This window comes from Listeria sp. MAN/IMW/UF464 (assembly GCF_058683955.1).
This window is the reverse complement of record NZ_JBZWZP010000005.1, coordinates 96197-109608: the sequence shown is the minus strand read 5'-3', so window position 1 is coordinate 109608 and position 13412 is coordinate 96197. Positions and strand designations below refer to the sequence as shown.

The 13412-nt window shown below is 36.4% G+C and carries 13 protein-coding genes; 4 read left to right on the top strand and 9 right to left on the bottom strand.

Translation table 11 applies throughout. The annotated features are described in order from the left end of the window. Positions 1–388: 388 nt before the first annotated feature. Entirely contained in the window at positions 389–835 is a 447-nt protein-coding gene (perR, locus tag AC4PG0_RS14220) for a peroxide-responsive transcriptional repressor PerR (RefSeq protein ID WP_010990957.1), read from the bottom strand. Positions 836–917: 82 nt separating this feature from the next. Next, on the bottom strand, positions 918–1859 hold the full coding sequence (locus AC4PG0_RS14215; protein ID WP_492167866.1) for an NAD(P)-dependent oxidoreductase: 942 nt from the start codon (positions 1857–1859) through the stop codon (positions 918–920). Positions 1860–2001: 142 nt separating this feature from the next. Here AC4PG0_RS14215 and AC4PG0_RS14210 point away from each other — a divergent pair, with 142 nt between their 5' ends. Next, positions 2002–3300 (top strand): glutamate-1-semialdehyde 2,1-aminomutase, encoded by a 1299-nt coding sequence (locus AC4PG0_RS14210; RefSeq protein WP_492168009.1) that lies wholly within the window; start codon positions 2002–2004, stop codon positions 3298–3300. A 105-nt stretch (positions 3301–3405) separates the two neighbouring features. Continuing rightward, a complete protein-coding gene (locus tag AC4PG0_RS14205) occupies positions 3406–4494 on the top strand; it encodes an aromatic acid exporter family protein (protein ID WP_003767254.1) in 1089 nt (362 codons plus the stop codon). A gap of 40 nt (positions 4495–4534) precedes the next feature. On the opposite strand, the gene ntdP is transcribed toward AC4PG0_RS14205, so the two are convergent. The 3 genes from ntdP to mutY all read right to left on the bottom strand — a co-directional run bounded on the left by ntdP (position 4535) and on the right by mutY (position 7064). After that, positions 4535–5062, bottom strand: coding sequence for a nucleoside tri-diphosphate phosphatase (gene ntdP / locus AC4PG0_RS14200; protein WP_003719986.1), 528 nt, complete (start codon positions 5060–5062; stop codon positions 4535–4537). A 154-nt stretch (positions 5063–5216) separates the two neighbouring features. Further along, on the bottom strand, positions 5217–5963 hold the full coding sequence (gene fabL, locus AC4PG0_RS14195) for an enoyl-[acyl-carrier-protein] reductase FabL (protein WP_045552632.1): 747 nt from the start codon (positions 5961–5963) through the stop codon (positions 5217–5219). 3 nt (positions 5964–5966) lie between these two features. After that, on the bottom strand, positions 5967–7064 hold the full coding sequence (gene mutY, locus AC4PG0_RS14190; protein ID WP_003762607.1) for an A/G-specific adenine glycosylase: 1098 nt from the start codon (positions 7062–7064) through the stop codon (positions 5967–5969). 200 nt (positions 7065–7264) lie between these two features. Between mutY and AC4PG0_RS14185 the strand changes: the two genes are divergently transcribed. Then, positions 7265–8245, top strand: a complete 981-nt coding sequence (locus tag AC4PG0_RS14185) for a metal-dependent hydrolase (RefSeq protein WP_070023972.1) — start codon at positions 7265–7267, stop codon at positions 8243–8245. 31 nt (positions 8246–8276) lie between these two features. On the opposite strand, the gene AC4PG0_RS14180 is transcribed toward AC4PG0_RS14185, so the two are convergent. From AC4PG0_RS14180 to recX, 3 genes are read right to left on the bottom strand one after another with little or no spacing between them, the layout of a single operon-like run. Continuing rightward, entirely contained in the window at positions 8277–8738 is a 462-nt protein-coding gene (locus tag AC4PG0_RS14180; RefSeq protein WP_010990960.1) for a dCTP deaminase/dUTPase family protein, read from the bottom strand. An 11-nt stretch (positions 8739–8749) separates the two neighbouring features. Continuing rightward, the gene (locus AC4PG0_RS14175) at positions 8750–8983 is read right to left on the bottom strand and encodes a YfhJ family protein (RefSeq protein WP_003730568.1); all 234 of its coding nucleotides are present in this window, start codon (positions 8981–8983) and stop codon (positions 8750–8752) included. Between the two features lies 1 nt (position 8984). Continuing rightward, positions 8985–9794: a recombination regulator RecX gene (recX, locus tag AC4PG0_RS14170; RefSeq protein ID WP_033533933.1), complete on the bottom strand. Its 810-nt coding sequence runs from the start codon at positions 9792–9794 to the stop codon at positions 8985–8987. Positions 9795–9891: 97 nt separating this feature from the next. On the opposite strand from recX, the gene AC4PG0_RS14165 reads away from it, so the two are divergent. Then, on the top strand, positions 9892–10794 hold the full coding sequence (locus AC4PG0_RS14165) for a TIGR01777 family oxidoreductase (RefSeq protein WP_033837568.1): 903 nt from the start codon (positions 9892–9894) through the stop codon (positions 10792–10794). Positions 10795–10811: 17 nt separating this feature from the next. On the opposite strand, the gene mprF is transcribed toward AC4PG0_RS14165, so the two are convergent. Next, on the bottom strand, positions 10812–13409 hold the full coding sequence (gene mprF, locus AC4PG0_RS14160) for a bifunctional lysylphosphatidylglycerol flippase/synthetase MprF (RefSeq protein WP_045554454.1): 2598 nt from the start codon (positions 13407–13409) through the stop codon (positions 10812–10814). Positions 13410–13412 lie beyond the last annotated feature (3 nt).

The window sequence follows — 13412 nt, the reverse complement described above, 5'->3', positions numbered from 1 at the left end:
TAGCAATTAAATTACTAGTTTGTTTTTGTTGAAAACAGCTTTCTGTTTTCTGCCCTGCGATTACCAGTGAGACTTTACGTCTCATTGCTTTTCGTCTTCTTCTTTGTTCAGTTTTCAAAGGTCAGTTAGTCGCTTTCATCCTTGATGTGCGAATGTTTTCGTTTGTTTTTTGCGACTTTTAAATCATATCATTTAAGCAACTATCTGTCAACAACTTTTTAAATTTATTTTATGAATAAAATTCTTTTAAATCACTGCTATTGTAGCGCCGAAAACTAATATATCAAGTTTTGAGATATATGTCAACCGAATTATGCATAAAATTAAATAAAAATGAAAAAAAGTGCTAAAAACATAAAAAACACCTAGCTAGGCTAAGTGTTTTTGTTTAATTATTTGATTGTTTTTCTTTACATTCTGGACATGTTCCATATACTTCCAGCCTGTGATTATCAATTTCATAGCCAGTTACGTGGGCTGCGAAATGTTCTACTTCATCTAAGCCTGGATAATGAAAGTCTACTATTTTTCCACATACGTTACAAATTGCGTGGTAGTGGTTAGAAGTTGAGAAATCGAATCGACTAGATGCATCGCCATAGGATAATTCTTTAATTAGACCGGCATCTCGAAAAACGCGCAAATTATTATATACCGTTGCTACACTCATGTTTGGGAAGTTTCCTTCTAAAGACCGATAAATATCATCTGCGGTTGGGTGTGTATGTGAGTTAATTAAGAATTCAAGTATAGCATGACGCTGAGGAGTGATTCTTACTCCTGTTTTCTTTAAGACATCTACTGCCTCTTTTAGAGTTGCATTAGACACCGCCATGCACTCCCTTCCAAAAATAATTATTATATTCATAATACCGGAAATAACGCTTAACTGTCAATAGAATGGCATAATTTGTAGCTTAATAGCCTTTATTTAAATCAATTTCATTCCGCAATTTTGTATTTTCTTTCAAATGATTTATATTTTCAAACCAAATCTCAAAACTACGATCCAAATATTTATCAGAATGACCAGATACATGCGGGGTAATTGTTACATTGCTCGCTTGCCATAGATAGCTTTCTGCAGGCAGTGGTTCTTCTGGTAAAACATCTAGATAAAAATGAGCGATTTGTTCTTCTTTTGAAGCTAGTTCTAAAGTTTCTAATTCTACTGCGCTTCCTCTTCCAATATTAATAAATACGGCGTTAGTTTTCATTTTCTCAAAAAAGGATAACTGATAAATGCCTGAGGTTTCATCTGTTTGTGGCAAAACACTTACGAAAAAATCGGCTAAGGGAGCTACTTTTTCCAAGTCAGTCATGGCATAGGTTTTACTAAATGGTTTTACTGGATGGCCAGTAGTATTAATCCCTATAACTTCCATATCAAAAGCTTGAGCGAATTCTGCTACTTTTGCTCCGATTGCTCCAGTACCTGCCACCACTAATGTTTTTCCTGCTAATTCAGTTATAGGTTCTTCGCTTGCCCATTCTTCTTCTTTTTGCATTTGATAGAAGAAAGCTGCTTTTTTTACGTGAGATAACATAAATGATAAGGCATATTCTCCCATTGGTATTGCATGAATCCCTCTTACATTAGCAACTTTTATTTTTTGTTCTTGGATAATTTTTGTTGGTAGGCTATCTACTCCGGCAGAAAATACCATTATTAGTTTCAAATTAGTAGCTTTTTTTATTTTTTCTTCAGTAATGTTAGATCCGTATGTGATGATGACATCCACTTCGCCTAAATTGGTAAAATGATCAATACTTTCAAAATAGAAGGTATCGTCCGGAAATTTTTCCGCTTGTAGATTTTTAAGGCGTCCGGGTACATCTAGTGTAAACAAAACTTTCATTCTGCCTCACTTCCTCTCTTTAGCTATACTTTAATTTTATGCTTTTTTTCATTTATCAGCAATAATATTGTTTTTTCGATTGCGGCATCTCACTTTTTCGCATAGAATATAGAAGGTATTAAAATTTTGAGGAGATGACGAAATGGATCATTCAATGTCAAAAAAACTGCATGATGAAGCACTTTTACATATAGTTGGTGGGGTTAATAGCCCATCTAGGTCAAATAAAGGAGTTGGCGGTGGTATTCCTGTAACAATGGAACGAGCTAACGGAGCTTATTTTTATGATGTAGATGGTAATAAGTATATTGATTACTTAGCTGCATTTGGACCAATTATTACCGGACATGCGCATCCTCATATTACAGAAGCGATTACAAAAGCGGCGCAAAATGGCGTTTTGTACGGTACTCCTACGAAACACGAGATAACTTTTGCAAAAATGTTAAAAGAGGCCATTCCTTCTCTTGAAAAAGTTCGGTTTACAAACTCTGGAACGGAAGCGGTTATGACTACTATTCGTGTGGCTCGTGCTTATACTGGACGAGATAAAATTATTAAATTCGCCGGTTGTTATCACGGGCATTTTGATTTAGTGCTAGTGGAAGCTGGTTCTGGTCCTTCTACTCTCGGTATTCCAGATTCAGCTGGAGTAACAAGATCAACAGCCGAGGAAGTTATTACAGTTCCATTTAACGATTTGACGTCTTTCAAAGAAGCATTAGCTGTTTGGGGAGATCAAGTTGCGGCTGTTTTAGTAGAACCAATTGTTGGGAATTTTGGTATGGTGGCTCCCGCAGATGGCTTTTTAGAGGCCGTGAATGAACTTGCACATGAAAATGGCTCTTTAGTTATTTATGATGAAGTTATTACGGCGTTCCGTTTTATGTATGGTGGTGCTCAAAATTATTTAGGTGTTATTCCAGATTTGACTGCGATGGGTAAAATTATTGGTGGCGGTCTTCCGATTGGCGCTTACGGTGGTCGAGTGGATATTATGGAAAAAATCGCTCCACTTGGTCCGGCATATCAAGCTGGAACTCATGCAGGTAATCCGGCCTCTATTCTTTCTGGTATTGCTTGTTTAGAAGTTTTACAAGAAGAAGGCCTTTATGATCGTTTTGAAAAATATGGTTCGATGTTAAAAGAAGGCATTGAAAAAGCAGCCCTTAAACATGGTATTGCAGTTACTGTCAACCAAATTGTCGGAGCACTTACTGTTTACTTTACAGATGAGCCTGTGACTAATTATGCTGAAGCTGGGGCTACAAATGGAGATTTATTCGGTCGCTTCTTTAAGGGTATGTTAGAAGAAGGAATTAACTTAGCACCGTCAAAATATGAAGCTTGGTTCATTACTTCCGCGCATTCCGAGGCAGATATTTTAGAAACGATTCAAGCAGTTGATACTGTTTTTGGCAAATTGGTTCAAGGTAAATAGGTAATATTACTGTATAAACTTGAGAGAAACGTTATAATAGAAGAAGAATGAGCGGGAAAACTTAAAAATCCCGCTCAAATAGTCTATAGAAAGGAATAACCTTCCATGAAATTCGGAGCTAGAATTTTGAAAACAGGTATTGCAATCACATTGGCGCTTTTTATCGCCCAGCTTTGCAATTCACCATCTCCATCTCTGGCAGGCATTTCCGCCGTTTTTGCTATCCAGCCTTCTATTTATAGATCATATCGAACTATTTTAGAACGGGCACAAGGAAACGTTATTGGAGCCATCATTGCAATTATTTTCGGACTTTATATTGGTAATGATTTTATTTTAATTGGTGTTGCTTCGATAATCTGTGTGGCTTTATTAATGCAATTTCGTTTGGAGAATACGATTGGACTTGCTGTAGTTACCTTAATCATTGTCATGGACTCTCCTGGTAATGACTTTTTAGAAATTGCCCTCATTCGTTTTGGGACAATTATGTTAGGTTTACTTGCTGCATTTATCGTTAATCTGTTCTTTTTACCACCGAAATATGAAGTTTCTCTTTTCCAGTTGATTTACAATACTAATAGCGAGATTGTACGCTGGATTAAACTAAATCTTCGCCACGCCGCAGACTTCCCTCTTCTAAAGAAAGATATGGAATGGATGCAAAAACAGTTAAATCAAACGCGTAACTTATACGGATTATACCGAGAAGAGCGTACTTTCCTGAAGAAAAATGCTATTTCAAAAGGTCGGAAAATTGCTGTTTATAGGCAGATGTTGCTTTGCTCTCAAAAAGGTTTTGAACTGTTAAAAATCCAACACCGTTATGAAAATGATTATTTGCAACTACCGCCAGATAAACAAGAATTAATTAGACAACATATTGATTACTTAACAGATAAACATGAACAACTTTTACTAACCTATATTGACAAAGTTTCTATCGACCTTGAATATGTAGAGTCACATTTAGCACAAGATCCACAAGATTTAATGCAACTTTTCCTGCGTGAGATGGAAGAAACAGAAAAAGATGAATATGAAGACATGATGGATAAATATCATCTAATGCGTATTATCGCTTCTGTTTTTGCTTATCAAGAAACAATCGATTATTTAGAAAAATTAATTCACAGTTTTAAACTTCGACATACAGAAGAAAATCAAATCGATATTAACGTTAATGAAGAATAAACAAAAAACGAGCTTGGAGATAAACTCCAAGCTCGTTTTTTTAACGATATTCTTTATACTTTTCATACCAAATGTCAATGTAATCAGGAGAAAATGGACCTTTTTTGTCCAAAATCCAGTGGCTTAGCACATCTACATTAGTTTTTAGTATCCGGTCAATTGAGTCTGGATACTTCATTTGGCGACGGTGTTGTTCATATTCGCCCTCATCAAGCAAATGAAACCTTCCATCTGGGAAAACCTTAATATCGAGGTCATAGTCAATGTACTTCAGCGCTTGTTCATCTACCGCAAAAGGTGTACCTAAATTACAGTAATGATAAATGCCATCTTCTCTAATCATCGAAATTACATTAAACCAGTAATCACTATGAAAATAACAAATTGATGGTTCGCGCGTTACCCATTTACGTCCGTCTGCTTCCACAACTAATGTGTGGTCGTTTCCACCGATAATAATATTCTCCGTAGATTTAAGCACCACTGTCTTTTTCCAAGTACGATGAAGTTTACCGTTATGTTTGTAGCTCTTGATCTGTATTATTTCTTTCTCTTTGGGTAAGTACATCCTTTATCCTACTTTCCTCATGTACTATCAAAATCATTATTATTATAACATAAGGCAAGACTGCAAAAAAACAATATTGTGCTGAAACGGAATAATTTCCTCAAAAAAGAACAATTTTTACGAAAAATAACTAATTTTTATCCTTTTTACTTTACTATACTAAAAGTGTTCTACCACCATCTACTAAAATAGTTTGCCCGCGAATCATGTCTGCTTTTTCACTAGCAAGGAATAATACGGCATTGACTAAATCATTTGGTTCAATCATTCGACCTGCTGGAGTTTTACTTACGGCATCTTTTAATAACTCTTCACGGTTTGGAAAATGATTCAGTGCTTCCGTTTCGATTAAGCCACCTGAAACAGCATTTACGGCAATTCCAAAAGGCGCAAGTTCAACTGCTAAATAGCGAGTAAGTGACTCTACCGCTGCTTTTGATACGCCAACAGTTGTATAGTTTTCCAAATACCGAATCGAACCAATAGAGCTTAAACTAATGATTTTACCACTTTTTTGACGTTGCATTAATTTAGCTGCTTCTTGACCTGCAAATAATAACGCCTTCGCATTGATATTCATTGTCCAGTCCCAGTGTGATTCTTCTAGTTCCATAATTGGTCTAAGCACACCACTTGCTGCATTATTAATAAAAACATCTAATCGACCAAATTCTTCATCTACTGCTTTAAATAAGGCTCTCACTTTTTCTACATCGCCAACATTTGCTTTAAAAACAGTGCATTTTCTTCCTAATTGTTCAATTTCTTGTTGTACTTCTTCTGCTTTTTTTCGATTTCTTGAAAAGTTTACTGCAATATCATAACCTTCTTTTGCAAGCGCAATGGCTATTTCTCTCCCAAGTCCTCTACTACTTCCTGTTACTAATGCTACTTTGTTCATTTATTACTCCCCCTTAAATTCTTTCCAAGCTTGCCACATTTTTTGATATGGTACTGGAAAAGCAAGCCGTTTCATTTCTTCTTCTGTTGCGAAATGCCAGTTTTCATTTGGAACTGCTGACCGAAGTCTCGCCACACGAATGTCCATTTTCCAAACTAAATGAGAAAAGATGTGTTTGATATGCGCAATTGGCTCCTCTTCTAGTGAAACTTCTAAGCCATAATTATGTAAAAATTGTAGTTTTGCTACCTCATCATTTTCTTTTTTGGCGATTTCAATGGTTGGAAATTGCCACATATTCGCTAGTAAACCATTTTCTGGTCGTTTCTCTATCGCTATTTTTCCATCGTCTGAAATTACAATAATACTTAGTAATTCTTTGGTTTTCGTTTTTGTTTTTTTGATTTTCACTGGGTAATTGGTTTCGACACCATTTTTATGCGCCTCGCAAAAAGGTTGCAAGGGGCAAAGCAGACACATTGGTTTTGTAGGTGTACAAACGAGCGCGCCAATTTCCATTAATCCTTGGTTAAAGGCTGCCGGATTTTCTTGGTCGATTAGTTGATACAATACTTCTTCAAAAATTTTCCGTGTGGATGCTTTCATAATATCTTCGCTAATTTCCAAAACTCGTGCAATAACACGCATCACATTTCCATCGACAGCTGGTTCTGCTTGATTATATGCAATACTTAGAATAGCTCCTGCCGTATATGGTCCGACACCTTTAAGTGATAAAATAGTGGTTAAATCACTTGGTACTTCTCCAGAAAAATCAGTCATTACTTGTTTCATCGCGGTTTGAAGATTTCTAACACGCGAGTAATAACCTAATCCTTCCCATGCTTTTAATATGTCTGCCTCATCTGCATTAACAAAACTTTCCATTGTCGGAAATTGAGTCATAAAGCGATTAAAATAAGGAATCACAGTATCGACTTTTGTTTGTTGAAGCATGATTTCTGAGACCCAAATTCTATAAGGTTCAGTATTTTCGCGCCAAGGTAAAATGCGTTTATTCGCTTCATACCAGGAAACGAGTGCTTCTTGAAAAGCAGTTATTTTTGTTTCATCCCATGTTAGTCTCTTCATTTTTCTCATTTTCCCCTCGTAATTCTAATAGATTTCTAATGTGTGATACTCCGGATGTGTAGTATAATGTAAACAGGGAATAAAATAGTATACCCATTCTTAAGCCGTTTTCTATTATACCGAAAGCTGGCTTAATTGAATAGTGTTGTGCTTTCTCAGGCAGCACCACTTGTATTTTTAAAGACCGATTTTAGAGGAGGCAAAGTCATTTGGATACTGGCACACATGTAGTAATGGGAATTGCACTCGGAGCGTTAGCAACCGTAGACCCGGTAGTTGCCGGAAGTTCTCAAGCTGCCATTGGTATTATGACAGCAACAATTATTGGTTCACAGATTCCTGACATTGACACTGTATTAAAACTTAAAAATAACGCTGATTATATTAGAAATCATCGAGGAATCACGCATTCCTTGCCGATGCTTGCGATTTGGCCATTACTTATTTCATCTATTTTATATTTAATTTTCCCAGCAGCCACGTTTATTCATTTATTATTATGGACATTTATAGCGGTTGGGTTACACATTTTTGTGGATATTTTCAACGCATACGGGACGCAAGCTATTAGACCGTTTAAAGAGACATGGGTTGCTTTTGGATTTATCAATACTTTTGATTGGTTCATTTTCGGCTCTCATGTCGTTGCTATTGCGGTTTGGCTATTAGGTTCACCAGCAGTTCCTACGTTTGTCACGCTCTACATTATTTTGGCACTTTATTACGTGGCAAGATTTGTGACGCAGCGGATGATCAAACATGCGGTTCAAAACTTAATTCCCGATTCAGAAGAAATCATTATCGCGTCCACTATCCATTTCTTTCAGTGGCGTGTGGCGGTTACAACCAAAGATCATTACTACGTAGGTCGAGCTTTCAAACGAAATATCTCCATTTATGAAAAATTTGATCGGCTACCTGTTCCTGATAATGAAATCATTCGTTCTGCGAAAAAAGATAAAAACCTAGCTGCTTTCATCTCATTCTCCAAAGTGTACAATTGGCGCATTGAAGAAAAACTAGATGGCACCTATGTTACTTTTACTGATTTGCGTTATCGAAGTAATGGGCATTACCCATTCGTAGCAGTAGTTAAATTAGATGATGACTTAAATATCATTTCATCTTACACTGGTTGGATTTTCTCAACTGAAAAATTATACAAAAAACTAGCACCTGTTAGTATTTAAAAAAAGACCCGGGATTCCGGGTCTTTTTTATTTATCTACCAGTACTGCCTACCCCACCAACGCGGGATTCGTTTGCAACGATGTCAGTATCTGCTACTAAGTATTTTTGGAAAACCCCTTGTGCAACACGTTCACCGGATTCAATTTCTACTGGGTCTGAAGAGAAATTTTTAATTGCAATTCCGATATTCCCGTCATTACCTGGGTTACTATAATAAGAAGAATCGATTATTCCAGTACCGTTACATAGCAATAAACCTTTTTTAATGCCGATAGAAGAACGCACGTGGATATTTAAAACTTCATCTTCTTGCATATAACTTTTAATGTCTGTCCAAAAAATATGTTTTTCTCCTGGTGCAATAGTTTTTGTTTCATTGGAGAAGAAATCATAGCCAGCTGAACCTTTGTCGCCGCGTATTGGTAGCGATATGGTTTGTTCTGGAAATTTTCTACTTGCTTCATTAACTACTTCAAATCCTCTTACTTTCACTTTGTTCACTCCTATTTGTTTGGGTCTTTTCGTTCTACTTGATGTAAAAAGCTACCGTGACGCTCGATTTGTTGGCGAACATAATCCGCTGCGTACTCAGGGCCACGGTATGGGTAACCTGCTTTTGCATAGGAACTTTCGAAATCTGACCAAAGCATTTCAATCCACCACAAGGCTTGCTCTTTATCTAAATGCGGATTTTTAGCCATCAATTCCGCCGTTAGTTCATCTAAATACGTATACAATTCACTCTTCCTCCTCGAAACTGATTTCATTTTCAGTTAGGTATGATTGAATTGTATCATAAGAAAAACCTTTCTGCATTAGCGATGTGATCGTTTTTTGCTTGGCGATGCTTGGTTCATAGCGTTTATTTTTACGAATTGTTTTTTCAACTTGTTTTTGTAAAATGTCTGCTTCATCCGCCACATCTAACTCACTTGTAGCTTCAATTGCAGCCATTTTCGCTACTTCGCTAGAATAGCCTTTCTGAATTAAATCAGTGATAATTTTTTGTTGTAGCATTTTCTTTGCGCTTTTGTTGTTCCGTTTCATGATTTTCATCGCTTGTTTGGTGGCATTTTCGAGCTGAGTATCACTTGCATATTCTTCCATTACTTGACTAATAATTTCTCTTGTTAAACCTTTTTCAACTAACTCACGCTCAATTGTTCGCGGTCCTTTTAGCGTTGTTTTGATTTGTGTTTTTGTGTATAGTTCGGCAAATTCGACGTCGTTAATATAATCCATATCAGCTAATTTTTTTAAAATCTCATCTACTGCGAAAGGTTCCATTTCTTGTTTTCTTAAATAATCGCGAATTTCTTTTTCCGAACGAACACGGTGGGATAAGAAATTGATTGCTTTATTAAGACCTTTCCGGACCATATCTGCTTGTTTTATTTCTTCTATATCAGCCTCAGTTAACGTTTTTCCTTTCATTAGTTGGTAGCGGGCTAAAACTTCTTCATCCACACTAAAATTATATTTTTCATCAATAAAAATGTTATAGCGTTCTTTGTTTTTTTGTTGGACACTTATGGACGTGATTTTCATAATCCGCCTCCTTCTCTTATCTATCATACCGCAAAAATTGGTTTTAATACTACTAAAAAGGGAATAAACTAGTTAGGACTATAAAGAGGTGATAAAATTGCATATCTTACTTACAGGCGCAACAGGTTTTATTGGTGATCATTTAGTACATGAATTAGAAAAATCCGATCACGAGCTTTTCATCTTAACAAGACAAAAGCTAAAAAATCGCGCAAATGTACATTATATTGAATGGTTAAATGATGATAAGTTACCTAATTTAGAAGATTTACCAGTAGATGTTTGTATTAATTTGGCAGGTGCTGGTTTGATGGATGAAAAATGGACATATGATAGGAAGAAAGTGATTGTAAATAGCCGCATCGAAGCTACTTCAGCACTCTTATCGATTGTTTCAAAAATGAAATCCAAACCTAAATTGTGGATTAATGCAAGTGCAATTGGAGCTTATACTTCCTCCAAATCAACTATTTATCTAGACACGGAAGAAAATGCTTATGCAGATAACTTCTTAGGAAAAACAGTTTATGAATGGGAAAAGACAGCTAGTGCGGCAAGCGATTTAGGTATTCGAGTAGTTTTCGCTCGTTTTGGTCTTGTACTTGGGACTGGCGGCGGTTCATTTCCTGTTTTTGAAAAGTTATTCCAAACATATACAGGCGGGAAATTTGGCAGTGGTCGACAATGGTATTCTTGGATTCATGTCGATGATGTTGTAGCGGCAATGTTGTTTATTTTTAATCACGAACAAATTAGCGGGGTAGTTAATTTTACCGCACCTCATCCTGTTCAAGAAAAGAAATTTGCCGAGCGACTTGGTAAAACAATGCATAAACCTTATAAAACTCCAGTACCGAAGAAAATCATTAAATTCATTCTCGGTGAACGAGCAATGACCATTTTGGATAGTCAGAGGGCTTATCCAGAAAAATTAATGAGTAATCATTTTGAATTTCGATTCGAAACGTTGCAAGAAGCTTTAGATGACTTAATTGATTAGAAAAACCAGATTCTGATTTACTCAGAATCTGGTTTTTCTATTTCTTCATTTAGCGGAAAATCGAGCACTACTTGATTATTTGCAAGTGGTCGTTTTTTCCCTACGAGAATCATTAGCTGTAACATTGTAAACGCAATGGAGCTTCGTTTTCTAAATGCTACAAATTTTTGTTCCCATTCTGTTACATATTTGGATTTGAAATTTCGTAAACCTTTAAATCCATAGAAACCTTGACTATAACGGTATACAAGCCCGGCCAAGCGTTCACCAAGAAATGCATATTTACTTTCACCAACGTTTGCTAGTGGTGCCATGCCTGCATTGAATGTTTGGAATCCGTCTTCTTTCGCTTTTTCAAATAAATTGATGAAGAGAAAATCCATAATGCCTGACGGAGCTTCTTTTGAGTATCGCATTAAATCAATCGAAGTCATTTCATCCGTATACGACGGCATCATAGAAGCAAAGCCAACTACGCTTCCGTCTGCATTTTTGGCAAGAGCTATATCTGCTTGTTCTAAATAATACGTATCAAAGAAGCCAAGAGAAAAGCCTTTTTCTTCCCTGCCATCAAGCCATTCATCTGAAACAGCTCGCAAGGTCTTCCACATCTCATTGTTAAAAGGCGGCTGAATGATTTCAAACGTGTAACCTTCGCGATCTAATTTGTTCATTAGCGCTCGTTCGCCTTTTTTCTTCTTACCGCTCATAGTAAAGTTTTGAACATCGACAAAACCTTCTTCGCCAAGCTTAATGAAGTCAAAGCCGTGATCATGCAGATAAGGGATCATTGTGCCGCGGACTTCATAGAACACAGGACGATAACCAAATCGGTCTGCATTTGTCATGACTTCTTCAATAGCGTCTTCCATTTTTTCCATATTTCCAGTTGGTTCTCCCATAATTACCATCTTGTCAGCAATAATTCGGTAAGAGAAAAGTACTTCACCGTTTGCCGCCCAAAATAGTAGTTTATCGCGTAAGAACATGGTATGGCTGACTTCATTTCCGCCCCATTTCGCTAAATGTTCACGTACTTTGACCGCTTCAAATGGCGAGCCGAGTTTTTCTTTAGTAGTAGATAGGTAGATATAAATAATAACTAAACTAACAACCGCAATAAAGACACCGACAAATCCGACTAACCATAAATGTTCAGATGCAATGCGTAGATAGTCAGGAATTTCTTTGGAATGCTTGATGTTTGGTGAATTATAAATACCGATAACAATATAACCAGCTAAACATACGATAAAAATGATACTATCAATGATTACTTTACTCCAAGTATACACTAGTTTTTCCCGGTAAAATTCATTTCTAGCAAGGAATAAACATAGTAAAACGATTCCTAGGAAAATCGCTTGTTTCATCGAAAATACGCGAGCAAGCGTGTTGAAAATAGCGCAACCTAGTACGATGACTGTTATAATGTAAGCTTTCTTTGTCTTACATTCAATCCCCCTTGCAAGTCCGAGTAGTAAGAATCCAAAAGCAACAATTGTAATTTGCGATGTAAACAAGAAGTTAAACGGCATGATTTTGTATAAGAATGGTACATGGTAAATCGCATTTGGAACTGCGGAAGATAAAATCAGTAATAGCCCCGATCCATATACGAAAAACACTAAAAATCGATGTGCCACTTTTTGTAAAAATAGTAGTGGTAATCCTTCTAAAAAATCGTTTAGTCGTTTTCCTGCTTTTTGAACAAAGAAAAGTAGACCGACAATGAACGGGATAATATAGTAGAAAATCCGATAAAATAGCATCCAAGCAAGTGCCAATTCCTGAGAAACACCGAGTTGGCTAAGTCCAAGAATCATTACTACATCAAAAGTTCCTACGCCCCCTGGAACCATCGAAGCAATACCGATGACAGAAGCGATAACAAACAATGGAAATACCTTGAAAATATCAACTGGTTCTCCCATTAAAACACCAATAATTGCAAAACAGCCAAATGCAAAGCCCCACTCTAAAAGGGAAGCAACAATTAACGTTAATTCTCTCTTAATTGGCAAGTCCACGAATAACGATTTACTTTTCCATTTTGTAATCGTGAATAAAATCGGAAAGTAAAGACCGCCAGCTAGAAGCCATGGCCAGTAATTAACGAAATGATCAGCAAAACCTGGAATAAGTAATGTTGTTAATGATACTAAACAGTAAATCGATAATCCCGATACTAGGAATAAAGCAATTTTTGAGATTGCTAGTAAAATTTCTTTATGGGAGGCATTTTTTCCGTAGAAACTTGCTCTTAAACTTGCGCCTAATACCCCGCCAAATCCACCAATATTGGTGAATGTATTCGTAATCCAACCAGATGCAACCACATGAATTGGCGAAAACTTTCCTGGTAAAAGTTTTACAATAACATAATCATACAAAAGCATTGGTGTCACAGCAATTAAGCCGACAATGAACATAATAAATATCTGTTCTGGGCTTTGAGAAGTGATATTTGCCTTTAATGATGGGTAATCAATCCCTGTCGCAATATTGACAATCTCAAATATGACGAACCCCATTACAAAGGTAATAAAAACTATTTTTACGATCATACTATTTCTTTGGAACCAAGCATAGGCTTGCATTAACTTTTCTTTCATAAC